The organism is Streptomyces sp. NPDC001410 (genome assembly GCF_042895235.1).
Taxonomy (GTDB): Bacteria; Actinomycetota; Actinomycetes; order Streptomycetales; family Streptomycetaceae; genus Streptomyces.
The window spans coordinates 206,449-228,310 of the sequence record NZ_JBIAWE010000010.1; the positions used below are offsets into that span (position 1 = coordinate 206,449).

Here is a 21,862-nt window from a genome sequence, read left to right on the forward strand (position 1 = left end):
CTCACTCGCATGGGGTACCGTCCCGACCCAATGAATCTCATATGAAACTCACTAGATCGAGTGAGTTGGGTTGACCGGAGGTCAATCGCCACCGAGGCGCCTGGGGCCGGGTCGACCCCGCGAGACGAGAAGAGGGCAAGGACATGGGACGCCACCGACGCTCCGCCGCCGGCCGCGGCGCCCCGGGCCGCGCCACGGGGGTCACCCACACGAACCGCCCCGTCACGGGCGGCGAAGACCCGCTGAACTCGTACGCGGGCGACCGCGCCCCCATGGGCATCGCGCCGTACCTGAACCCCGAGGCGTACGCCGAGACCAACGCCAGGAGCACGGCCTACCTGTACGCGATGGACGGCGAGCCGTCGTGGGACACCTTCGGCGGCAGCGGGTTCACCCCGGCCGGCGGTCCGTCCCATGGCCACCGGCACCGCAAGAAGGTCGCGAAGCCGGTGCGCACGGGCCTGCTCGGGATCTCCGCCGCCGTCGCCCTCGGCACGGTCGCGGTGACCACCGGTGCGGTGCCGGGCCTGCAGCACTACCAGCTCGGCGGCGGCTCGCACACCACCGGCGGCGAGCAGGTGCAGGCCGCGGACTCCCCCAGCAACACCACCACCGAGCAGGGTGGCACCTCGGGCAGCGCGGACAGCCCGGTCGGCGGCTCGTCGTCAAGCCGTGGCAGCGAACCCTCGGCGTCACCGACCCCGTCCGCGTCGGCATCCGCCTCCGAGTCCACCTCGGCCTCGGCCACCCCGACGAAGAACCCGTCGAAGAAGCCGAAGCCGGCCGCCAAGCCGAAGCACACCCCGTCGCACAAGGCACCCCAGGCGCCGACGGCATCCTCCGCGCCGGTGACGGTGTCGGCCCAGGCCGCCGCCGAGGCGGAGGTGCTGAAGCTCGTCAACGAGGAGCGGGCGAAGGTCGGGTGCAGCGCGCTGGCGGCGAACTCCTCGCTGACCAAGCTGGCCGAGGCGTTCAGCGGCGACATGGCCGCGCGCGACTTCTTCGACCACACCGACCCGGACGGGGCCACCCCGTGGGACCGGGCCGCGAAGGCGGGCATCACCGGCCTCGGCGGCGAGAACATAGCCCGCGGCCAGGCGGACGCGAAGGCCGTGATGCAGGCCTGGATGAACAGCCCCGGCCACCGCGCCAACATCCTGAACTGCGACTTCAAGACCCTCGGAGTCGGCGTGCACCTCGGGTCGGACGGCCCTTGGTGGACGCAGGACTTCGGCTACTGAGACAGCCCGTCGGGCAATGACCGCCGGGCGCTGAGCGCTCTACGCGGCTGCGCGGCCCAGTGCGAACACCTTCGCCGTCTCCGTCACCCGGCGGCCCAGGTGCTCGGCCGTGGCCACGTCGGCCTTGTGCACGCCCTCCGGGCCCTCGTCCACGTTGGTCTGGGCGGCCGCGCCCGCGAAGACGCCGAGGCGGTTGAGGTCGTGCTCGGAGCCCTCGCTGTTGTTCCAGCCGGGGTGCAGGCCGAGGTTGACCCAGTTCATGCCGTGCTGGGCGGCGAGGATCTGGAAGAACTGCAGGGTGTGCAGCTTGTCGCCGCTCTTGGAGCCGGAGTTGGTGAAGCCGGCCGCCAGCTTGTCCTTCCAGTCCTGGCCGAACCAGCGCTTGGAGGACGCCTCGGCGAAGACGTGGAAGGCGCCGGAGGCGGTGCCCATGTAGGTGGGCGAACCGAAGACGATCGCGTCGGAACGGTCCAGGGTCTCCCACTGCTCGTCGGTGATCTCGTCCACCTTGATCAGATGGACCTCGGCACCGGCCTCCGCGGCACCGGCGCGGACGGCCTCGGCGAGCACGGCGGTGTGGCCGTAGCCGGAGTGGTAGGCGATGGAAACGACAGGGGTGGTCATAGGTACTCCTCGAAAGGGCAGCTCAAAAGCAGTGACCACAGGAAAGCACTAACTTACGGTTAGTGCAACCTGGTGGTTAGCGCTGCGCCCGCGTACTCTTGCCCGTATGACCGCCACGACCCAGGAGTTCGAGGACCTCGCCTACAACGTCTTCGCCAAGGCCTGCCCCTCGCGCGGCACGCTGGAGCACGTCACTGGCCGCTGGGGCGGGCTGACGCTCGGCGCGCTGTACGAGGGCTCGCTGCGTTTCAACGAACTGCGCCGCCGTGTCGACGGGGTGAGCGAGAAGATGCTGTCCCAGACGCTGCACGCGCTGGAACGCGACGGTCTGGTCCACCGCGAGGCCCAGCCGACCAATCCGCCCCGCGTGGACTACCAGCTGACTGCGCTGGGCCGGCAGGTCGCCGAGCGGCTGCTGGCGCTCATCCACTGCGTGGAAGGGTCCATGGACGAGGTGCTGGCGGCACGCGAGGCGTACGACGCCCGGGAGCCGTCGTAGACCGACCGGGACTCAGCCCTTGCGCGGTGGCCGCTGGCACTTCGGGCAGAAGTAGCTGGACCGGTTCATCCAGGGGCGGCGGCGCATGGGGGTGCCGCACCGTTTGCAGGGCAAGCCCTCACGGCCGTACGCGTCCAGGGACCGGTCGAAGTAGCCCGACTCGCCGTTGACGTTGACGTACAGGCTGTCGAAGCTGGTGCCGCCGACGGCGAGGGCCGCGTTCATCACGTCGCGGACGTGGCCGAGCAGTTCCGTCGTGACCGGGCGGGTGAAGTTGGCCGTGGGGCGCTCGTAGTGGATGCGGGCGCGCCACAGGGCCTCGTCCGCGTAGATGTTGCCGACCCCGCTGATCAGCGACTGGTCCAGCAGGGCCCGCTTGATGGTGGTCCGCTTGCGCCGCAGGGCCAGATGGAAGGCCTCGTCGTCGAACAGCGGGTCGAGGGGGTCGCGGGCGATGTGCGCGATGACGTCGGGCAGGCCCTCGGGGGTGTTGTCGTGCAGCGAGAGGCCGCCGAAGGTGCGCTGGTCCACGAAGCGCAGCTCGGTGCCCAGGGAGTCGGCGAAGCGGACGCGGATGCGCAGATGCTTCTCGTCCGGCGCCTCGTGCGGCTGCACCAGCAGCTGGCCGCTCATGCCGAGGTGGGCCAGGACGGACTGGTTCGTCTCCTCCAGCGGCAGCCACAGGTACTTGCCGCGCCGGCTGGGAGTGCCGATGTGGTGGCCCTTGAGACGGTGCGCGAAGTCGTCGGCGCCCGCGATGTGCCGGCGCACGGCGCGCGGGTGCAGCACCTCGACGTCGGCGACGGTGCGATGGGCGACCCACCGCGCAAGACCCCGCCGGACGACCTCGACCTCGGGCAACTCGGGCATCGGGACCCCCGTACGGACCGGTGGATGAACCGAGCGCCCGCCCGGAGACAGGCTTCGGACGGGCGCTCGGTGTTGTGCTCTTGTAGGAGGTCAGGCGGTGGCGGACGACGTGTCGTCCTCGGCGGCCTCCTTGGCCGCCTTGGCACGCTCGTCCGCCGCGGCCCGGATGGACCGCCAGGCGGACTCGGCTGCCTGCTGCTCCGCCTCCTTCTTGCTGCGGCCGGTGCCGGTGCCGTACGAGACGCCTCCGACGCGGGCGGCAGCAGTGAAGGTCTTCTCGTGGTCGGGGCCGGTCTCCGTGACCAGGTACTCGGGCACGCCGAGCCCCTCGATCGCGGTGAGCTCCTGGAGACTGGTCTTCCAGTCCAGGCCGGCTCCGAGGTTCGAGGACTTCTCGATCAGCGGGTCGAAGAGCCGGTGCACCAGCTCGGACGCCGCGTCGAGGCCCTGATCGAGATAGACCGCGCCGATCACCGCTTCAAGGGTGTCGGCAAGGATGGACGCCTTGTCCCGGCCGCCCGTGCCCTCTTCACCCCGGCCGAGCCGGATGAAGGCGCCCAGGTCGAGGCCGCGGCCCACTTCCGCCAGCGCACGCGAGTTGACCACCGCGGCCCGCAGCTTGGCCAGCTGGCCCTCGGGCAGGTCGGGGTGGATGCGGTACAGCGTGTCCGTGACGACGAGGCCGAGCACGGAGTCCCCGAGGAACTCCAGCCGCTCGTTCGTCGGCAGACCGCCGTTCTCGTACGCGTAGGAACGGTGGGTCAGCGCGCGCACCAGAAGGGCGGACTCGAGCTGGTAGCCGAGCCGCCCTTCCAGAAGCGTGTGGGACGAGGCCGTGTTGTCCGCCTTCTTCTTGGCGGGTGCGTCCGCCTTGGCGTCTTCCGCCTTCTTGGGACTGGACACAGTGCCTCTCACCAGCCCGCTCAGACTTCGAGGACCTGGCGCTTGTTGTAGGTGCCGCAAGACGGGCACGCAATGTGCTGCTGCTTGGGCTCGTGGCAGCGCTCGCACGCAACCAGGGTGGGGACCGCAGCCTTCCACTGCGACCGGCGGTGGCGCGTGTTGCTGCGCGACATCTTCCGCTTCGGAACAGCCACGGCTACTTCTCCTGCTTCTCGTCGGCGTGCGCTGATGGAAGCGCGCCGCCGCTCATCTCGTCCTTCTCGCCGTCTCCGAGTGAACCGGCGAGTCCCTGCAAAGCCGCCCAACGGATGTCGACGGCGTCGTGGTGGTGGTCCGGGTCGTCCACGAGCCGCGCTCCACACTCGGAGCACAGACCGGGGCAGTCGTCCTGGCACACCGGCTGCATCGGCAGTGCGAGCACCACCGCATCACGCAGCAGAGGTTCGAGGTCGAAAAGTCCGTCCTCGAGGAAGAACCTGTCCTCGTCGTCCTCGGCGTCGTCGCCCGGTTCCGCGATCACACGGCCCCGGTCGTCGGCGTCAGGGTACGAGAACAGCTCCTGGAAGTCCGCTTCGAGCTCCAGCCCGACCGGCTCCAGACACCTTACGCACTCCCCCTCGGCCTGTGCACGGGCGGTGCCTGTGACGAGCACACCTTCCATGACCGACTCGAGTCGGAGTTCGAGCTCCAACGGGGCGCCTTCCGGCACTCCGATGACTCCCTGGATACCGAGATCCGCGGGAGCGTCGATCTCGCGGGTCAGGCGCTGCAGCGCGCCAGGACGCCGACCCAGCTCGTGCGTGTCGAACACGAGGGGGTTGCGGTGGTCGAGGCGGGCGTTGGGAGCCATTCCTGCTTTCGATCTTCGAACTCGGAGGGACGCCGCCCGTCGGTATTCCCGGGCAGCGTTGATCGCGGACGTACGCGCGACCGAAGAGCCAGGATACTGGACCTTTCGCTCAGGGCCCAATCCGGTACCCGGCCGCGGCGCATCGGAGGCGCATCGCACAGGTCCTACAGGCCCCGGCCCTGCTCGTAGGCGCGCAGCTGCTCCGCACTGATCATGCTCGTGTCGAAGAGGCTCGTCTCGTCGAGAGCGTAGCCCTGCTGGGACTGGGGTTGCTGCTGGGGCTGCTGGGGCTCGTAGCCGGCCTGCTGGGCGTCGTAGCCCTGGTAGGCGGCGTAGGGATCGGCCTGCTGGTAGCCGTACGGGTCCTGCTGGGCGTAGTCGGACTGCTGCGGGAAGCCCGCGTACGGGTCCGGCTGCTGCTGGTAGCCGTAGGCAGGCTGCGGCTCGTACGACGGCTGCGGCGGCTGGGCAGGCTGAGCCGGCTGGGACTGGGCCGGGCGTTCGGCCGGGGTGTCGGCGAGGTCGGCGAGGTAGTCGGCGTCGCTGGAGTGCTGGAACGTCGTGGTGTCGTCGGCGAGCGCGCCGAGGTCGTCCGTGGCGATCCGGCCGTGCAGCTTCTGCCGGCCGCGGCCGACGGCATCCAGGGTCTTGGCGAGCACCGCCTCGAAGGCGCCCAGCTTGGCGTCGACGTAGGCGTCCGCGTTGTGGCGCAGGGTCTCGGGGTCCTGGCTGCGCTCGGGGGCGTCCTCGTCCTCGTAGCCGTTCTCGTCCAGGCCGGGCCCGGTGCCGAGCAGCTTCTCGCGGCCGCGGCCGACCGAGCCGAGGGTCTTGGTGAGGACGACCTCGAAGTTGGCGAGCTTGGAGTCGACGTAGTCGTCGGCCTCGGCGCGGACCTCCTCGGCCTCCGTGCGGGCCTCGGCGAGGATCCGGTCGGCCTCGGCCTGGGAGCGCCGGGCGATCTCGGTGTCGGAGATCAGCGAGCCGCGTTCGGCGTGCGCGTTCCCGATGATCCGCTCGGCCTCCTGGCGGGCCTGCTCGACCATCTGCTCGCGGTCGCCGATCAGCTCCTGCGCCTGCGCGAGGGACCCGGGCAGGGCCTGGCGCACCTCTTCGAGCATCGCGAGCAGCTCGGCGCGGTTGACCACGCACGACGCCGACATGGGCATGGACCGGGCGCCGGAGACCGCGGAGACGATCTCGTCGAGCTTCTTCTGGACGTCCACCTGTGCTCGCCACTCTCTACAGCTGTGTTGGAGACGGACGGGACGACTGTAGCCCGTTCAGTCCTGGCGCAGACGCGCGTTGAGGGCCTCGAGGACGGGGGGCGGCACCAGATGGGAGACGTCGCCGCCCCAGGCCGCGACCTCCTTGACGAGCGAGGAGGACAGGAAGCTGTAGGTCGGGTTGGTCGGCACGAACAGCGTCTCGACTCCCGTGAGGCCCATGTTCATCTGGGCCATCTGGAGCTCGTAGTCGAAGTCGCTGACCGCGCGCAGGCCCTTGACGATGGCCGGGATGTCGCGCTGCTTGCAGTAGTCGACGAGGAGGCCGTGGAAGGCCTCGACGATCACGTTGCCGTACTCGGCGGTGACCTCGCGGATCAGCTCGATCCGCTCGTCGATCTCGAACAGGCCCTTCTTGGACTTGTTGATCATCACCGCGACGTAGACCTCGTCATACAGACGGGAAGCGCGGGCGATGATGTCGAGGTGTCCGTTGGTGATCGGGTCGAACGACCCGGGGCAGACGGCGCGGCGCACTTGTGATCCCTCGCTCTCCGGTCCGGTCATCGTGCGTCTTCGCACGTAGAGGCGGCGCGACCGTACCAAAACGTTCCCTCGCCGTAACGACGGGACCGGAGGGCCTCGAAGCCGTCCGGCCAGTGGAATTCACCGCCTCTGGTGCTGCGCTCCACGGTGACGAGCGCTTGCTCAGCGAGCCAGCCTTCCGAGTGGAGTGTGAGGAGAATCTCGCGAAGATCGTGATCTGTGACAACGTACGGGGGGTCGAGGAAGACGAGGTCGTACGGCTCGGCGGGAGGTGCCGTTCTGATCACTTGTTCCGCTTTGCCCGCCCTCACCTCGGCGCCGGGGAGGCCCAGGTTTTTCACGTTCTCGCGGACGATCTTCGCGGCGCGGGCGTCCGCCTCGACGAGCAGCGTGTGGCTCGCGCCCCGGGAGAGGGCCTCCAGGCCTACGGCGCCCGAACCCGCGTAGAGGTCGAGGACCCGTTCGCCGTCCAGGGGGCCGCCGAGGAGGGACTGCCAGGTGGAGAAGAGGCCCTCGCGTGCGCGGTCTGATGTCGGCCGGGTGCCTGTCCCTGGCGGGACGGCCAGGCGGCGTCCGCCGGCTGCGCCGGCGATCACGCGGGTCATTGGGAGGTCCTTCTTTGTGGGCTTCTTTACGGTTCAGTTTGGCAGGCCGCGGGGGGTGGGTGCCTGGTCGTCGTCGGCGGGAGTACTCACCTCTAGCCCTTTTCCAGGTACTGCTCTCGCTCCTCGTCCAGGAGGGCGTCCAGGGCCGTGCGCAGGGCGGGGAGGCCGGCCAGCTCCGGGTCCGCCGCCACGACCGCTGCCGCCTCCTCCCTCGCCTCCGCGATGACCTCCTCGTCCTCGATCACGGCCAGGACCCGGAGGCTGGTGCGGGCGCCGGACTGGGCCTGGCCGAGGACGTCGCCCTCGCGGCGCTGCTCCAGGTCGATGCGGGAGAGTTCGAAGCCGTCGAGGGTGGAGGCCACGGCGTTCAGGCGCTGGCGGGCGGCGCTGGCCTCGGGCATCTCGGTGACCAGCAGGCACAGGCCGGGGGCCGAGCCTCGGCCCACGCGGCCGCGGAGCTGGTGCAGCTGGGAGACGCCGAAGCGGTCGGCGTCCATGATCACCATGGCGGTGGCGTTCGGGACGTTCACGCCGACCTCGATGACCGTGGTGGCGACCAGGACGTCGGTCTCGCCGGCGGCGAAGCGGCGCATGACCGCGTCCTTGTCGTCGGGGTGCATGCGGCCGTGGAGGATCTCGACCCTGAGGCCCTGGAGGGGGCCCTTGGCCAGGTGGCCGGCCACTTCGAGGACGGCCAGGGGCGGGCGCTTCTCGGCCTCGTCCTCCGGGGACTTCTTCGCCTTCTTCGGGTCGGCCGCCTCGTCGATGTCGTCGCCGATCCGGGGGCAGACGACGTACGCCTGATGGCCGTTCTCCACCTCCTCGCGCACCCGCTCCCAGGCGCGGGCCAGGAAGTGCGGCTTGTCGGCGGCGGGGACCACGTGGGTGGCGATCGGGGAGCGGCCGGCCGGGAGCTGGTCGAGGACGGAGGTCTCCAGGTCGCCGAAGACGGTCATCGCGACCGTGCGCGGGATGGGGGTGGCCGTCATGACCAGCAGGTGCGGGGGCTGCTTGCCCTTGCCGCGCAGGGCGTCGCGCTGTTCCACGCCGAAGCGGTGCTGTTCGTCGACGACGACCAGGCCGAGGTCGTGGAACTGCACCTTGTCCTCGATCAGCGCGTGCGTGCCGATCACGATCCCGGCGTCCGCGGTGACGAGGTCGAGCAGCGCCTGACGGCGTGCCGCGGCGCCCATGGAGCCGGTGAGCAGCACGACCTTGGTGGCGTGCTCGGCGCCGCCCAGCATGCCGCCCTCGGCCAGCTCGCCCATCATCTCGACGACCGACCGGTGGTGCTGCTGGGCGAGCACCTCGGTGGGCGCGAGCATGGCGGCCTGCCCGCCCGCGTCGACGACGGCGAGCATGGCACGGAGGGCCACCATCGTGTTGTGCGTCACCGCGAAGTGGTCGGTGACATAGGCATGGCTGGGGTGCGCGACGCTGATGCACTGGACCGGCTTGCGCCCCACGTACTCGACCGCTCGGATCCCACGCCGGAAACTGTTGTACTTCGGCCGCGGGCCGACGCGCTCTGCCTTGCGGGTGAGTCTGAAGGGGGCGTACTCGTCCGGCAGTGCAACAGAGACGTTGAAGGCGGACTTCTTGGGCAGGATGCGCGCCCGGCCGCCCAGCGACCGCACAAGCCAGGCGACGTCCTCCGCCAGCCTCACCGAGGCCGAGCACAGGGAAATACTCATGCCGTTCGCGTCAACAGTGCCGTCGGTGTCCAGGAGGCCCTGCAGGAGAGCGAGACGGTTCTTGATCGATGTGTTCTTGAATTCTTCGGGGATGAACTTGCCGTGCGAAGTCCGACCCCACAGTCCCAGGTCGCGCAGGATCTGAATGACGGGATTGCGGACTCCACCCGACCGCTGAGTCAGCTGAATCGTGTAGTCACATCGGGAACCAGTGACCGGAACGAGCCGACACTCAGGCCCCACAGAAGCTCCCACCGCGTCACGGATCTCCGTGTCGATGGTGGAAATCCGCAGGTTGTGCCGGAATGAGCCGTCGCCGAGCAGGAGCCCGAACAGATAGGGGTCGAGGGGAAGTACGGAGTCGTCGCCCAGGTCCACGGGAGTCGCCGCCGGGAGGTACCACTTCGACGATCCGTTGGCCTTGAACAGGTCGTGACGGATTTCCCGTGTGGTCATCACCTTGGGCGGCTGACCGCGATGCCAGGCACAACTCGTGCCAACGATCCAGAGGTGTTCATCGTCGCATTCCACGGAACTGTCATCGGAAAGCACGATGCGCCACACATCTCGCTCGCCTTGCGGAAAGACTCCATCGATGACGGCGATCTCTCCGGCGGGCACGACGACCTCGTCCCCCACCTGCATGTCGCCCATCTGTCGGAAACCCGACGGTGTCAGCACAAGCGAGTCCAGCGGCTGCGCCTTTCCCGATCCGACTTCCCCCTGCAGCAGCCGGTGCATCGGATGCTCCGTCGCCAGGTCGTCGAAGATCTCCTTGGAGACCTTCTGCTGGCCCTCGGTGAGGGTGAAGGGCAGGCGGTCGTCGAAGGCCGTGAGGATGCCGTCGGGCTTGGGCCGGCGCGGCACGGCGGGGAGTTGGGCGTCGGCGTGGCGGCGGCGGGCCAGGGCGACCTGGAGGACGAAGGCCTCGTCCCACTTCAGCCGGGCGCGGGCGTCGGCGATGTCGGCCTTGGTGTGCGGGCGGTGGATCTTGAGCAGGGCCTCGGGGAGGGTGACCAGGCCCCGGCCCTCCCGGAGGGAGGGCGGCAGCGGGTCGAGGGCCTCCTGGGCGCTGGGCAGCACCGTCTGGACGGCCTTGCCGATCTTCCAGGACTCCAGCTTGGCGGTGGCCGGGTAGATGGGGATCAGGGCGCCGGCCCAGGTCTCGACGGTCTCGTCGCCGTCGCCGCGCAGCAACTCGTATGCGGGGTGGGCGAGTTGGAGGCGGCGGTTGAAGACGGAGACCTTGCCCGCGAACATCGCGCGGGTGCCCGGCAGCAGCTCCTTGTGGGGCTTGTGAACGCCGTTGCCGAAGAAGACCAGTTGGAGCCGGCCGCTGCCGTCCGTGATGGTGACCTCCAGGCGCTGGCCCTTGCCGCGCGGGGCCTTGGCGGAGGCGAAGGTGTGCAGGCGGGCGTCGGCGACCTGGGCGACCACCGTGACGTGTTCGTCCATGGGGAGGTCGGCGAGGTGCGTGAGCTGGCCGCGCTCCTCGTATCTGCGCGGGTAGTGGTGCAGCAGGTCGCCGACGGTCTGCAGGCCGAGGTGCTCGGCCATCACCTTCGCGGTGGCGGGGCCGAGCACCTTCTTCAGTGGTTCTTCCAGTGCGGGCACGAGATCCATTGCACACCACTGCACTGACAATGCCGAAGACGTGCCCCCTCGGGTCCGCGCCCTCGTGCCGTATACGTGCTCGGAAGCGCTGGTCAGGGGTGCTGTTCCGGGCCTAGGATGGCGCGCTCCGGCCATCCCCCGCGGTCACCGCCCCATCCGGGACCGCCCGACCCCGCGCCGAAGGCAGGCTCCCCCCACCGGCGCTGCGACGATGGACTCCCAGACCCCACAGTCATCCCAGGCATCCCAGTCACCTCATACGTTCCAGGTCGACCTGCGTGGTCTGGTGGACCTGCTCTCCCATCACCTCTACTCCAGCCCCAAGGTCTATCTGCGCGAGCTGCTGCAGAACGCGGTGGACGCGATCACCGCCCGCCGGGCCGAGGATCCGGGTGCCCCGGCCCGGGTGCGCCTGCACGCCGTGGGCGGCGCCCTGCGGGTGGAGGACAGCGGCATCGGGCTCACCGAGTCGGACGTGCACAGCCTGCTGGCGACGATCGGCCGCAGTTCCAAGCGGGCGGACGGCCTGCAGGAGGCCCGGTCCGACTTCCTCGGCCAGTTCGGTATCGGCCTGCTGGCCTGTTTCGTGGTCGCCGAGCGCATCCGGGTGGTCAGCCGCAGCGCCCGTACGCCCGAGGCCCCGCCCGTGGAGTGGACGGCCCACGACGACGGCTCGTACACCGTGCGGACGCTGCCCGACGCCGAGCGGCCCGAGCCGGGCACCACCGTGCACCTGGTGGCCCGGGCCGGCGCGGCCGAGTGGCTGGCGCCCGAGCGGGTCCGCGCCCTGGCCCGGGACTTCGGCTCGCTGCTGCCGTACGACGTCCGGGTGGGCGAGGATGCGGTCACGGACCTTCCGGCGCCCTGGGACCGCGCCTATCCGAGTCCCGCCACGCGAAGGGTGGCGCTGGCCCGGCACTGCCACGAACTCTTCGGTTTCACCCCGCTGGACTCGATCGAGCTGGACGTGCCGCTGGCCGGGATCCGCGGGGTGGCGTACGTGCTGCCGTCGGCGGTCAGCCCGGCCCAGCGGGCCACGCACCGCGTGCACCTGAAGGGCATGCTGCTGACCGAGCGGGCCGAACAGCTGCTGCCCGACTGGGCGTTCTTCGTGCGCTGTGTCCTGGACACCGACAGCCTGCGGCCCACGGCCTCGCGCGAGTCGCTGTACGAGGACGAGACCCTGGCCGCCGTGCGGGAGGCGCTCGGCGAGCGGATCCGGTCCTGGCTCACGGGGCTCGCGGCCGGCGATCCGGAGCGGCTGGCCGCGTTCCTCGCCGTGCATCACCTGGGTGTGAAGTCGCTGGCCCGGCACGACGGCGACATGCTGCGCACGATGCTGCCGTGGCTGCCGTTCGAGACGACCGACGGGCAGCTGTCCCTGGAGGAGTTCGCGCAGCGGCACCCGGTGGTGCACTTCACGCGGACGGTCGAGGAGTACCGGCAGGTGGCGCCGATCGCCTCGGCGCAGGGCGTCGGGGTGGTCAACGGCGGTTACACGTACGACAGCGAGCTGGTCGAGGCGCTGCCGTCGGTGCGGCCGGGGACGGTGGTCGCCGAGCTGGACGCGGACACCGTGACCGCGCACCTGGACGCGGTGGACCCGGCCGAGGAGCTGGCGCTGTCCGGCTTCCTGGCGGCCGCGCGCGCGAAGCTCGACCCGCTGGGCTGTGACGTCGTGCTGCGCGCCTTCCACCCGCTGTCCGTGCCCGCGCTGCACCTGGACGACCGCGCCGCCCGGCACGAGCAGGCGCGGGCCGAGGCCGAGGAGCAGGCCGACGACCTGTGGGCGGGCATCCTGGGCTCGCTGCGCGGCAGCGCCCCGCGCGCGCGTCTGGTGCTCAACCATCTCAACCCGCTGATCCGCAGGATCAGTTCGCTGCGGGACCCGGAGCTGATCGGCACCGCCACCGAGTCGCTGTACGGGCAGGCGCTGCTGATGGCGCAGCGGCCGCTGAGGCCGGCCGACTCGGCGTTGCTCAACCGGGCGTTCATCGGCCTCCTGGAGTGGGCCACACACGGGGAGAACGGTCACTGATGGGTGAACTCGACGGGAGCACGGACTTCGACGCGCTGCGCCGGGCGATGGCGGAGAACTCCGAGCAGCCGGAGGGTCCCGCGCGCAACGCGCGCGCGGAGCAGCTGCTCGCCGAGGCCGAGAGGCTGAACATCCCGCTCGCCGTGATCGAGGCCCTCGGGCACCAGCTGAAGGTCTACAACTACAGCTCCGAGAAGGACCGGATGTTCGTCCCGTTCGCGCGGCTGCTGCGCCTGTGGGACGAACATCCGGAGGACTTCGACGAGTACGAGGCGCACTCGCTGCACTGGGTCTTCAAGTGGGTGTCGGCGGGCATGCTGGACCAGCCGCACATCCCGCTCGCCTCGATCGAGAAGTGGCTCGGCGAGATGGAGCACCGCTACCGGCTCGCCGGTCACTCCGAACGGGCGGTGCGCAGCGCCGAGTTCAGTGTCGCGGCGCACATGGGCGACCTGGAGCGCGCGGAGCGGGCGTACGCGGCCTGGCTGGCCGCGGACCGGGACCGGATGGCCGACTGCCACGCGTGCGAGCTGCACGGTCAGGGCACCTGGCAGGTCAAGCGCGGCCGGGACGAGGACGCGCTGGGGTTGTGGCGGCCGGTGCTGGAGGGCGAGTACAGCTGTGCCCACGAGCCGCACACGATCCTCGCCTCGTCGCTGACTCCCCTGCTGCGCCTGGGCCGCCTGGACGAGGCCCGCGCCCACCATCTGCGGGGCTTTCGCCTCGTGCGCCCCATGGAGAGCATGCGGGGCGCCTACGCGGACCACCTGGAGTTCTGCGCGCTCACCGGCAACGAGGCGCGCGGTCTGGAGCTGCTCGCGCAGCGACCGGCGTACTTCACGGACACCGGGCAGCCGCGCAGCCGGCTGGACTTCATGGCCGTGGTGACGCTGCTGGCGGACCGGCTGACCGAGCTGGGGCTCGGCGAGCGGCAGGTGCCGGGTCCTGCCGGACGGTCCTGGACGGCACGGGAACTGGCCGCCCACGCGCGCGCGGAGGCGCTGGAACTGGCCGGGCGGTTCGACCGGCGCAACGGCACGTCGTACGTCGGCGACCGCGTCCGCGCGCGCATGGCCCAGCGCCCGCTGGTGGACCGGCTGCCGCTGGGCGTGCGCACGGTGCGCTCCACGCCGCGGCCCATGGTCCCGCCCCCGGCACCCGAGGCGCCCCGGGTACCCGATCAGCCGGACCTGTCCGCCCTGATCATCGAGGCGCGCCGGCTGTCGGACACCCTGCAGCCGCACGCCCTGGAGGCCTGGGCGGCGGTCGCACGGGCCGCCGAGGTGACCGAGCTGGACGCCCGCGACCGCGCGGAGATCGCCGACCACGAGGCGATGGCCCAGGGCCCCGAGGGCATCGCCCTGTTCGAACAGGCCGCCGCGCTGTACGCGGAGGCGGGCGACCCCGGGGAGGCCCTGGCGGCACGCGCGCGCGGGGCGTACATACGCGCACTGACGGGCGAGGTGGACGAGGCCCTGACAACGGTCGCCGCGCTGTACGACGAGGCCCTCGCGCTGTACGCCGAGGACGCCACCGGAGTACGGCAGACGGCGTCGGTCGTGATGAGCCGGGCGCGGATCCTGATGCGAGGGGTGCACGAAGGCACCGAGGGCGCGGCGGGCCCGGAGGTGCGTGCGGCGGCCGAACGGGCCGTGCTCGAAGTGCTGGCGCTCGTCGACGGGCGGGCGGGAGACGACGTGCGCCTGGCCGCGCGGGCCGCCGAGGCGCGGGCGATGCTCGCCGAGCTGGCCGGGGAGTCCGGAGACGTCGAACGGACGGCGGGCCTGTTGCGGCGGGCTGCCGCCGAGTACGTGGGCGCCGGGCTGCCGTGGTTCGCGGTGGAGTACGAGGTGCAGGTCGCGGCGCTGGCGCAGCAGCGCGGCGATGCGGCCGAGGCCGAGCGGGCGCTGCGGGCCGCCCTGGAGCACGGCGGGCCGTACGTGGAGACCGCCGGGCGGGCCCAGCTGCATCTCCAGCTCGCCGAGGTGCTCGGCCTGCGGGACGAGGTCGTGGAGGCGGCGGAGCAGGCCCTTCAGGCCGCGCACTGGGCCGACGAGGCGGGCGAGAGCGCCACGCTGGGCGTCTGGGCGCGGCATCGGCTGGGCGGCTTCCTGCTGCGCCAGGGGCGGTGTGCGGAGGCCGCCGAGGTGCTGGAGTCGGCGCTGCCCGACCTGTCCGCCGAGACGCACGGCGACGGGGCCGTCGTACAGGCGCAGTGGTGGCTCGGGGACTGCCTGAGCGAGCTGGGCGAGCACCGGGAGGCGGCCGAACACCGGCTGCGGGCCGCCGAGATCGCCCGGCACTGGCCCGAGCAGCAGGACCACGCCACGCTCGCCCATCTCGCCGCCGAGTCCCTGAGCAACGCCGGGCTGCTGGAGGAGGCCGATCAGGCCTACGCGCGCGCGGGTGAGCTGTGGCGCTCGCTCGGCAACCCGCACTTCCTCGTCCGCTCGCTGCGCGCCCGCGGCTGGCTGGCGCTGCGCGGGGAGGCCGGAGCGGAGGGCGCGCGGGAGCTGATGACGGAGGCGGTGCGCGCGTGCGAGCGTGCGCGGGAGGCCGCGGCGGACCCGGCGGCCCGGGAGCAGCTGTCCGCGGAACTCGGCAACACCCACCGCCAGTTCGGCGACCTGCTGGCCCGCTCGGCGGCCGAGGAGGACGAGGAGCGGCGCGGGGTGGTCCAGGGCGCGTTCGAGGCCGCGGTGACCCAGCTGGACCGCGCGGCCGCGGTGTTCGGCACGCTCGGCGCGCAGGGGCTGCACGGCCGTACCGGTGCCGAGCTGGCCGCGGGCTGGCTGGAGGCCGAGCTGGGCCGCCCCGCCGAGGCGGTGGCACGCGCGCGTGGCGTGCTCGCGGCCTACGAAGGCGCCGACGGCACGGACGAGACCGTGCGGGAGCGGCGGGCGGAGGCGACGCAGATGCTCCGGCTGGACCGGGCCGGGCAATGACCCGGAATGACCCGGAGCCGGTTCACTCCACGCCGATGAGCAGCAGCGCCCCCTGCCGGCCGCCCCGGTACACCACGGTGTCCACCGCGAGGTAGGACTCGCGGACGCGTGATTCCAGGCGGTCGGCGACGCTCTCGGGCGCCTCGTCGCCCACGACGAGGGTGACCAGCTCGCCGCCGGCCTGGAGCATGCGGTCCAGCACGGTCTCGGCGGTGGCGGTGACGTCCGGGCCGATCACCGCCACGTCCCCGTCGATCAGGCCCAGGACGTCCCCGGCCTGGCAGATGCCGGCCGTCGTCCAGGACTGCCGTTCCGCGACGACGACCTCGGCGTAGCGGGTGGCGCCCGCCGCCGAGGTCATCTGGACGACGTCCTCGTCGAACCGGCGCCCCGGCTCGTGCACGGCGAGCGCGGCGATGCCCTGCACGGCCGAGCGGGTCGGGATCAGAGCGACCCGGATGCCCTCGGTGCGGGCCTGCTCGGCGGCCGCGGCGGCCGTGTGCCGCAGCTCGGCGTCGTTGGGCAGCAGCACGACCTCGCGCGCGTGGGCCCGCCGTACGGCCTGCACCAGCTCCCCGCTGGCGGGCGGCTCCCCGGGGCGCGCGAGGACGGCGGTCGCGCCGGCCTCGGTGTACAGCCCCGCCAGGCCCTCGCCGGGCACGACGGCGACGACCGCCCGCTGGGCGCGCTCCCGCGGCGGCCGCTCACCGCCGGTGTGCACGTCGCCGAGCCCGAAGTGCGTGATCCGGATCCGGTACGGCCGGCCGGCCTCGACGCCCGCCTCCACGGCGGCGCCCGCGTCGTCGACGTGCACATGGACGTTCCACAGCCCGTCGCCGCCGACCACGACCAGGGAGTCCCCGAGGGGGTCGAGCCGCTCCCGCAGCCGGGCCACGGCCTCGTCGCCGGCCTCCAGGAGATAGATCACCTCGTAGGCGGGTCCGCCGTCCTCGGCGCCCTCGGCGCACAGGTCCGCCTCGGAAACGGCCACCACGCGCGCGGGTGCGTCGGAAACGACCACGGACACGGGGACGGCTTCCGGTGCCTTCGGGGCCTCGCGCACCGCCTCCCCCGTGCACGCCTCCACCAGCGCCCCCAGCACGGCCACGAGCCCTCGGCCGCCCGCGTCGACCACCCCGGCCCGCTCCAGCACGGCCAGCTGCCCCGGAGTCGCCGCCAGGGCCACGCTGGCGCCCTCGTAGGCGGCCCGGGCGACCGTTCCGCAGTCGCCCTCGGCTCCCTCGGCGGCGTCCGCCGCGGCCGAGGCGACCGTCAGCACCGTGCCCTCGACCGGGTGGGCCACGGCCTCGCGTGCGGAGTCGGCGGCCTGCCGCAGGGCCAGCCGCAGCCCCGCGCCGTCGATGCGGGACCCGTCACGGGCCTCCGCCTCGGCGAGGACCTGGGCCATGCCGCGCAGCAGCTGGGCAAGGATCGTCCCGGAGTTGCCCTGGGCCCCGATGAGCGCGCCGTGGGCCATCGCGTGCACGGCGTCACCGAGCGAGGGCTCCTGCGCCCCCGTCCCGTACCCGGCGAACACGGCCTCCACGGCGGTCGCCGCCGACTCCAGCGTCAGGTAGAGGTTGGTCCCGGTGTCCCCGTCGGCCACGGGGTAGACGTTGATCGCGTCGATCTCCTCGCGCGCCCGTCCCAGCGCCCCCAGCGCCAGACCGCACCAGGTGCGCACCGCGAGAGCATCGAAGAATGTCTGCGGCACCTGCGCCACCTGCGCCTCCCTGACTGGCTGGACGTGGACGCAGCGTAGACCCCGGAGGGGGTTGCTCCGGAAGAGGGCCGGGAGCGGGCCCCTGATCAGCCATGGTAGTTTCGTTGTGCTGGCGCAGTCGTTGTATGCTGCTCCGGTTGCCCGATCCAGATCGGGCCGTTCCCCTGGCAACGCCACCCAGATCTCTGATCCTGCGATCTCGATCCCGGCCTGCCGGGATTATCCGTAAGTGCATCTGAAGTCTTTGGAGTGACCCGTGGCTGCCAACTGCGACGTCTGCGGCAAGGGGCCGGGCTTCGGCAACAACATCTCGTTTTCGCACCGCCGTACGTCCCGTCGCTGGAACCCGAACATCCAGCGTGTGCGTACCGTGGTCGGCGGGACGCCGAAGCGCGTGAACGCTTGCACCTCGTGCATCAAGGCCGGCAAGGTCTCGCGCTGACGCTACAGCTGAGCGCGCGGCCACTGCTTGGTTCGCTGCACAGAGCCGGTCCACCTGAGGGTGGACCGGCTTTTTGCCGTACCCGCGCCCGGTTCAGTTCCTGAACGGTTCCGTTCCCGAACGGCTCAGTTCCTGAACCGCCACCCGTGGTCCACCGGCCCGATCCCCGCCCCCAGCGCGAACCCGGCGGCGATCGCCCCGGTGACGTACTCCTTGGCCGCCGTGACGGCCTCCGGCACGGTCAGCCCCTTCGCCAGCCCCGAGGCGACCGCGGAGGCGAGCGTGCAGCCCGTGCCGTGCGTGTGCCGGTTGTCGTGGCGGGGTGCCCGCAGCCAGTACTCTGCGGAGCCGTCCGTCAGCAGGTCCACCGCCTCGTCCCCGGACAGATGCCCGCCCTTGATCAGCGCCCACCGCGGCCCGTACTCCAGCACGGCCGCCGCGGCCCGTCGTAGATCGTCCTCGGACTCGACGTGGACCCCCGTGAGTTGGGCCACTTCGTCGAGGTTCGGCGTCGCCACGGTCGCCACCGGCAGGAGCTTCGTGCGGACCGAGTCCAGCGCGGAGGCGGCCAGCAGCGGGTCGCCGTGCTTGGAGACGCCCACCGGGTCCACCACGGCCGGCGCGTCCGTGCCGGAGATCAATTCGGCGACCGCCTCGACCAGTTCGGCCGAGGCCAGCATCCCGGTCTTCACGGCCTGTACGCCGATGTCGTCCACGACGCTGCGGTACTGGGCCCGTACGGCCTGAACCGGCAGCTCCCAGGCGCCCTGCACGCCCAGGGAGTTCTGCGCGGTCACGGCCGTGATCACGCTCATCCCGTGCACACCGAGCGCCAGCATGGTCTTCAGGTCGGCCTGGATGCCCGCGCCGCCGCCGGAGTCGGAGCCGGCCACCGTGAGAACCCGGGGAATCATGACTCCATGTCCCCGAAGTGGTCCCAGCCGCCCTTGCTGGTCCAGGGCGCCCCGTCGACCGTCACCTGGGGCAGCGCCGAGGGGTTGAGGACCTCACCGATGACCTTCCAGCGGGCCGGCAGCTTGGCGTCCGGCGGGAAGGTCGCCACGATCGCGTGGTCCTCTCCCCCGGTCAGCACCCACTGCAGCGGGTCCACGCCGACCGCCTGCCCGATGTCGTTCATCTGCGTGGGGATGTCGATCGCGCCGGAGCGGATGTCGATTCGGACCTTGCTGGCCTCGGCGATGTGCCCGAGGTCGGCGATGAGTCCGTCGCTCACGTCGCACATCGCGGTCGCGCCGAGCGCGGCGGCGGCCGGACCCGCGTGGTACGGCGGCTCGGGGCGCCGGTGGGCCTCGACGAAGGCACGCGGGGAGCGGAAGCCGCGGGAGAGCACCGCGTAGCCGGCCGCGGACCAGCCCAGCCAGCCCGTGACGGCCACGAGGTCGCCGGGCTGGGCTCCGCCGCGGGTCACCGGCTCCTGGTTGCGCAGATCGCCGAGCGCGGTGATCGACACCATGATCGTGTCCCCGCGCACGACGTCCCCGCCGACCACGGAGGCGCCCGCGACCTGGCACTCGTCGCGCAGGCCGTCCATCAGCTCGCTGGGCCAGGTGACCGGGAGTTCGGCCGGGACGACCAGGCCGAGCAGCAGCGCGGTCGGTACGGCGCCCATCGCGGCGATGTCCGCGAGGTTCTGCGCCGCCGCCTTGCGGCCGACGTCGTACGCCGTGGACCAGTCGCGGCGGAAGTGCCGCCCCTCCAGCAGGATGTCGGTGCTGGCAACCACCCGTCGGTCGGGCGCGGCGACCACCGCGGCGTCGTCGCCGGGGCCGATCCGGACCGCCGGGGTGGTGGTGAGACGGGAGGTGAGCTCCCTGATGAGCCCGAACTCCCCCAGCTCACCGACAGTGCCCTTCATGCCCCTTGCTCCCCTTCTGTCCCTTGCCATGTGCCCGGTCGCGCGTCATCAGTGTCCCCGATACGGTCGAGGTGACCGTCAACTTCTGTCGTGCCTGCACCCTGGCGCGCAAGCCCGGTTCCCGCAGGTCTCCCCGCGAGGAGCGGCGACGCGATACCGTGGCGTTCCTTTTCCCCACATGATCCTCGTGGCCGCCCTGGAGGTTCCGTGGTACAGGCGTACATCCTGATCCAGACGGAGGTCGGCAAGGCGTCGACCGTCGCCGAGACGATCAGCAAGATCCCTGGAGTGATCCAGGCCGAGGACGTGACGGGTCCGTACGACGTCATCGTGCGCGCTCAGGCCGACACCGTCGACGACCTCGGTCGCATGGTGGTCGCGAAGGTCCAGCAAGTGGACGGCATCACCCGCACCCTGACCTGCCCGGTCGTGCATCTGTAGCCCCCGTCTACGCTTGGCCGGTGAACATCTTCCGTCACCGGCCTCTCGGCCTGCTCGCGCCCGTGCTGCTGATCGCGGTCGCGGGCTGCTCAAGCGCAGACGACAGCGCCACGGTGGCGGTTCCCAGCCCCGACGCGAGCACGGCGAAGGTGTGCCGGGATCTGCACCGGGTGCTGCCCGCGAAGCTGGACGGACGGGGACGTCACGACCCCGAGCCCCGGTCCGCCTACACGGCGGGCTGGGGAAGCCCGGCGATCATACTGCGCTGCGGTGTCGCACGGCCGCCGAAGATGGTCGACCCGAAGGTGGCCGAGGGCGGGGACCGGGACGCCATGGCCGGCGGAGTCGACGGCGTCGACTGGCTGATGGAGAAGCAGGGCGACGGCACCTGGCGGTTCACCACGGCCAGCCGCGTGGCCTATGTGCAGGTGAGCCTGCCCGAGGGGATGTCCGGGCCGGACGGCACTCCGGTGCTCACCGGACTCGCGCCGGCCGTGAAGAAGGCGATCCCCGAGGGGATCGCCTCCATGCGCTGACAGCGGTGGTGCGGGTCAGCGAAGCCCGGTCGAGCGGCGCAGCGCGGCCTGCACCAGGCGGTCCACCAGCTCCGGGTAGCCGATGCCGGTGGCCTGCCACATCTGCGGGTACATCGAGATGGGCGTGAAGCCGGGCATGGTGTTGATCTCGTTGATCACGAACTCGCCGTCCTCGGTGAGGAAGAAGTCCGCGCGGACCAGGCCCTCGCAGGACGCCGCCTCGAACGCCTCGACCGCGAGCCGCCGCACCTCGGCGGTCTCCTCCTCGGTGAGCGGCGCCGGGACGATGCCGGGCGTGGAGTCGATGTACTTGGCCTCGAAGTCGTAGTACGCGTGCGCGTCCGGCGGCGGGATCTCGGCCGGCACGGAGGCGCGCGGCCCGTCCTCGAACTCCAGGACGCCGCACTCGATCTCGCGGCCGCGCAACGCGGCCTCCACCAGGATCTTCGGGTCGTGCCGCTGCGCCTCGGCGATCGCCTCGTCCAGGCCGGAGAGGTCGTCGACCTTGGTGATGCCGATCGACGAACCCGCGCGCGCGGGCTTCACGAACAGCGGCCAGCCGTGCTCGCCGGCGAAGTCGATGATCTTCTTGCGGGCCGCGGACTCGTCCTGCGCCCACTCGCGCGGCCGGATCACCACGTACGGGCCGACCTTGAGCCCGAAGGAGGTGAACACCCGCTTCATGTACTCCTTGTCCTGGCCGACGGCCGAGGCGAGCACACCCGCGCCCACGTACGGGATGCCGGACAGCTCCAGGAGGCCCTGGAGGGTGCCGTCCTCGCCGTACGGGCCGTGCAGCACCGGGAAGACCACGTCGACCTCGCCGAGGGCCTTGGGCACGGAGCCGGGCTCGCTGTAGACCACCTCGCGGCTGGCCGGGTCGACGGGGAGCACCACGCCGCCCTCGCTCGACTCCGCCAGTTCCGCCACGTTGGGGGTACGGCGGTCGGTGATGGCCATCCGCTCCGGCTCGTCCGCCGTCAGGGCCCAGCGGCCGTCCGCGGTGATACCGATCGGCAGGACCTCGTACTTCGTCCGGTCGATGGCCTTGAGGACGGCGCCGGCGGTGACCACGGAGATCCCGTGTTCGGAGCTGCGCCCGCCGAACACGACGGCCACGCGCGGCTTGCGGGACGGCTGCTCAGGGCTCTGGGGGAGGTTCTCGGTGCTCATATCGCGTTGAGAGTACCCG

General features: G+C 71.6%; 19 protein-coding genes and 1 pseudogene. 7 read left to right on the forward strand and 13 right to left on the reverse strand.

The features are described 5' to 3' along the window. Positions 1–143: 143 nt before the first annotated feature. A complete protein-coding gene (locus tag ACFY3C_RS23425; protein ID WP_390772102.1) occupies positions 144–1,241 on the forward strand; it encodes a CAP domain-containing protein in 1,098 nt (365 codons plus the stop codon). A gap of 39 nt (positions 1,242–1,280) precedes the next feature. Here ACFY3C_RS23425 and ACFY3C_RS23430 read toward each other — a convergent pair whose 3' ends face one another. After that, positions 1,281–1,865: a flavodoxin family protein gene (locus ACFY3C_RS23430; RefSeq protein ID WP_145883450.1), complete on the reverse strand. Its 585-nt coding sequence runs from the start codon at positions 1,863–1,865 to the stop codon at positions 1,281–1,283. Between the two features lie 106 nt (positions 1,866–1,971). Between ACFY3C_RS23430 and ACFY3C_RS23435 the strand changes: the two genes are divergently transcribed. Next, positions 1,972–2,364: a winged helix-turn-helix transcriptional regulator gene (locus tag ACFY3C_RS23435; protein WP_386576503.1), complete on the forward strand. Its 393-nt coding sequence runs from the start codon at positions 1,972–1,974 to the stop codon at positions 2,362–2,364. 12 nt (positions 2,365–2,376) lie between these two features. Here ACFY3C_RS23435 and mutM read toward each other — a convergent pair whose 3' ends face one another. The 8 genes and pseudogenes from mutM to ACFY3C_RS23475 all read right to left on the reverse strand — a co-directional run bounded on the left by mutM (position 2,377) and on the right by ACFY3C_RS23475 (position 10,678). Further along, a complete protein-coding gene (gene mutM / locus ACFY3C_RS23440; RefSeq protein ID WP_390772103.1) occupies positions 2,377–3,234 on the reverse strand; it encodes a bifunctional DNA-formamidopyrimidine glycosylase/DNA-(apurinic or apyrimidinic site) lyase in 858 nt (285 codons plus the stop codon). A 90-nt stretch (positions 3,235–3,324) separates the two neighbouring features. Continuing rightward, positions 3,325–4,149, reverse strand: coding sequence for a ribonuclease III (rnc, locus tag ACFY3C_RS23445; RefSeq protein WP_386576505.1), 825 nt, complete (start codon positions 4,147–4,149; stop codon positions 3,325–3,327). An 8-nt stretch (positions 4,150–4,157) separates the two neighbouring features. Further along, positions 4,158–4,331 (reverse strand): 50S ribosomal protein L32, encoded by a 174-nt coding sequence (rpmF, locus tag ACFY3C_RS23450; RefSeq protein WP_003951102.1) that lies wholly within the window; start codon positions 4,329–4,331, stop codon positions 4,158–4,160. Between the two features lie 2 nt (positions 4,332–4,333). Continuing rightward, the gene (locus ACFY3C_RS23455) at positions 4,334–4,987 is read right to left on the reverse strand and encodes a YceD family protein (protein ID WP_390772104.1); all 654 of its coding nucleotides are present in this window, start codon (positions 4,985–4,987) and stop codon (positions 4,334–4,336) included. Positions 4,988–5,151: 164 nt separating this feature from the next. After that, positions 5,152–6,210, reverse strand: a complete 1,059-nt coding sequence (locus ACFY3C_RS23460; RefSeq protein WP_390772105.1) for an ATP synthase F0 subunit B — start codon at positions 6,208–6,210, stop codon at positions 5,152–5,154. 57 nt (positions 6,211–6,267) lie between these two features. Further along, positions 6,268–6,747 (reverse strand): pantetheine-phosphate adenylyltransferase, encoded by a 480-nt coding sequence (gene coaD, locus ACFY3C_RS23465; protein WP_386576662.1) that lies wholly within the window; start codon positions 6,745–6,747, stop codon positions 6,268–6,270. A 26-nt stretch (positions 6,748–6,773) separates the two neighbouring features. Continuing rightward, a pseudogene (gene rsmD, locus ACFY3C_RS23470) lies at positions 6,774–7,376 on the reverse strand (16S rRNA (guanine(966)-N(2))-methyltransferase RsmD); the annotation flags it as partial. A gap of 77 nt (positions 7,377–7,453) precedes the next feature. Beyond that, a complete protein-coding gene (locus ACFY3C_RS23475; protein ID WP_390772106.1) occupies positions 7,454–10,678 on the reverse strand; it encodes a helicase-related protein in 3,225 nt (1,074 codons plus the stop codon). A 202-nt stretch (positions 10,679–10,880) separates the two neighbouring features. Between ACFY3C_RS23475 and ACFY3C_RS23480 the strand changes: the two genes are divergently transcribed. Then, on the forward strand, positions 10,881–12,707 hold the full coding sequence (locus ACFY3C_RS23480; RefSeq protein WP_390772107.1) for an HSP90 family protein: 1,827 nt from the start codon (positions 10,881–10,883) through the stop codon (positions 12,705–12,707). Beyond that, a complete protein-coding gene (locus ACFY3C_RS23485) occupies positions 12,707–15,652 on the forward strand; it encodes a tetratricopeptide repeat protein (protein ID WP_390772108.1) in 2,946 nt (981 codons plus the stop codon). Before ACFY3C_RS23480 ends, ACFY3C_RS23485 begins: the two co-directional genes overlap by 1 nt. Positions 15,653–15,674: 22 nt before the next feature. Here the strand turns inward: ACFY3C_RS23485 and ACFY3C_RS23490 are convergent, their stop codons facing one another. Beyond that, positions 15,675–17,375, reverse strand: coding sequence for a DAK2 domain-containing protein (locus tag ACFY3C_RS23490; protein ID WP_390772109.1), 1,701 nt, complete (start codon positions 17,373–17,375; stop codon positions 15,675–15,677). A 256-nt stretch (positions 17,376–17,631) separates the two neighbouring features. On the opposite strand from ACFY3C_RS23490, the gene rpmB reads away from it, so the two are divergent. Continuing rightward, on the forward strand, positions 17,632–17,817 hold the full coding sequence (gene rpmB, locus ACFY3C_RS23495; RefSeq protein WP_009190838.1) for a 50S ribosomal protein L28: 186 nt from the start codon (positions 17,632–17,634) through the stop codon (positions 17,815–17,817). Between the two features lie 125 nt (positions 17,818–17,942). On the opposite strand, the gene thiD is transcribed toward rpmB, so the two are convergent. Both thiD and ACFY3C_RS23505 read right to left on the reverse strand, forming a co-directional pair. Further along, positions 17,943–18,731, reverse strand: a complete 789-nt coding sequence (gene thiD / locus ACFY3C_RS23500; RefSeq protein WP_390772110.1) for a bifunctional hydroxymethylpyrimidine kinase/phosphomethylpyrimidine kinase — start codon at positions 18,729–18,731, stop codon at positions 17,943–17,945. Further along, complete coding sequence (locus ACFY3C_RS23505) at positions 18,728–19,693, reverse strand: thiamine-phosphate kinase (protein ID WP_386576512.1); 966 nt, start codon at positions 19,691–19,693, stop codon at positions 18,728–18,730. The genes thiD and ACFY3C_RS23505 overlap by 4 nt, the downstream gene beginning before the upstream one ends. A gap of 207 nt (positions 19,694–19,900) precedes the next feature. On the opposite strand from ACFY3C_RS23505, the gene ACFY3C_RS23510 reads away from it, so the two are divergent. After that, the gene (locus ACFY3C_RS23510; protein ID WP_003997603.1) at positions 19,901–20,134 is read left to right on the forward strand and encodes an Lrp/AsnC family transcriptional regulator; all 234 of its coding nucleotides are present in this window, start codon (positions 19,901–19,903) and stop codon (positions 20,132–20,134) included. Positions 20,135–20,154: 20 nt separating this feature from the next. Then, positions 20,155–20,670 (forward strand): DUF3515 domain-containing protein, encoded by a 516-nt coding sequence (locus ACFY3C_RS23515; RefSeq protein WP_390772111.1) that lies wholly within the window; start codon positions 20,155–20,157, stop codon positions 20,668–20,670. Between the two features lie 15 nt (positions 20,671–20,685). On the opposite strand, the gene ACFY3C_RS23520 is transcribed toward ACFY3C_RS23515, so the two are convergent. Next, complete coding sequence (locus ACFY3C_RS23520; protein ID WP_386576514.1) at positions 20,686–21,843, reverse strand: D-alanine--D-alanine ligase family protein; 1,158 nt, start codon at positions 21,841–21,843, stop codon at positions 20,686–20,688. Between the last annotated feature and the right edge of the window lie 19 nt (positions 21,844–21,862).

What these genes read in the sequence shown, in the direction of transcription:
- ACFY3C_RS23485 (WP_390772108.1), top strand. Translation starts at nt 12,707, where the DNA reads ATGGGTGAACTCGACGGGAGCACGGACTTCGACGCGCTGCGCCGGGCG.
- mutM (WP_390772103.1), bottom strand. Translation starts at nt 3,234, where the DNA reads ATGCCCGAGTTGCCCGAGGTCGAGGTCGTCCGGCGGGGTCTTGCGCGG.
- ACFY3C_RS23435 (WP_386576503.1), top strand. Translation starts at nt 1,972, where the DNA reads ATGACCGCCACGACCCAGGAGTTCGAGGACCTCGCCTACAACGTCTTC.
- ACFY3C_RS23520 (WP_386576514.1), bottom strand. Translation starts at nt 21,843, where the DNA reads ATGAGCACCGAGAACCTCCCCCAGAGCCCTGAGCAGCCGTCCCGCAAG.
- ACFY3C_RS23480 (WP_390772107.1), top strand. Translation starts at nt 10,881, where the DNA reads ATGGACTCCCAGACCCCACAGTCATCCCAGGCATCCCAGTCACCTCAT.
- ACFY3C_RS23475 (WP_390772106.1), bottom strand. Translation starts at nt 10,678, where the DNA reads ATGGATCTCGTGCCCGCACTGGAAGAACCACTGAAGAAGGTGCTCGGC.
- ACFY3C_RS23455 (WP_390772104.1), bottom strand. Translation starts at nt 4,987, where the DNA reads ATGGCTCCCAACGCCCGCCTCGACCACCGCAACCCCCTCGTGTTCGAC.
- ACFY3C_RS23505 (WP_386576512.1), bottom strand. Translation starts at nt 19,693, where the DNA reads ATGAAGGGCACTGTCGGTGAGCTGGGGGAGTTCGGGCTCATCAGGGAG.
- thiD (WP_390772110.1), bottom strand. Translation starts at nt 18,731, where the DNA reads ATGATTCCCCGGGTTCTCACGGTGGCCGGCTCCGACTCCGGCGGCGGC.
- ACFY3C_RS23425 (WP_390772102.1), top strand. Translation starts at nt 144, where the DNA reads ATGGGACGCCACCGACGCTCCGCCGCCGGCCGCGGCGCCCCGGGCCGC.
- ACFY3C_RS23430 (WP_145883450.1), bottom strand. Translation starts at nt 1,865, where the DNA reads ATGACCACCCCTGTCGTTTCCATCGCCTACCACTCCGGCTACGGCCAC.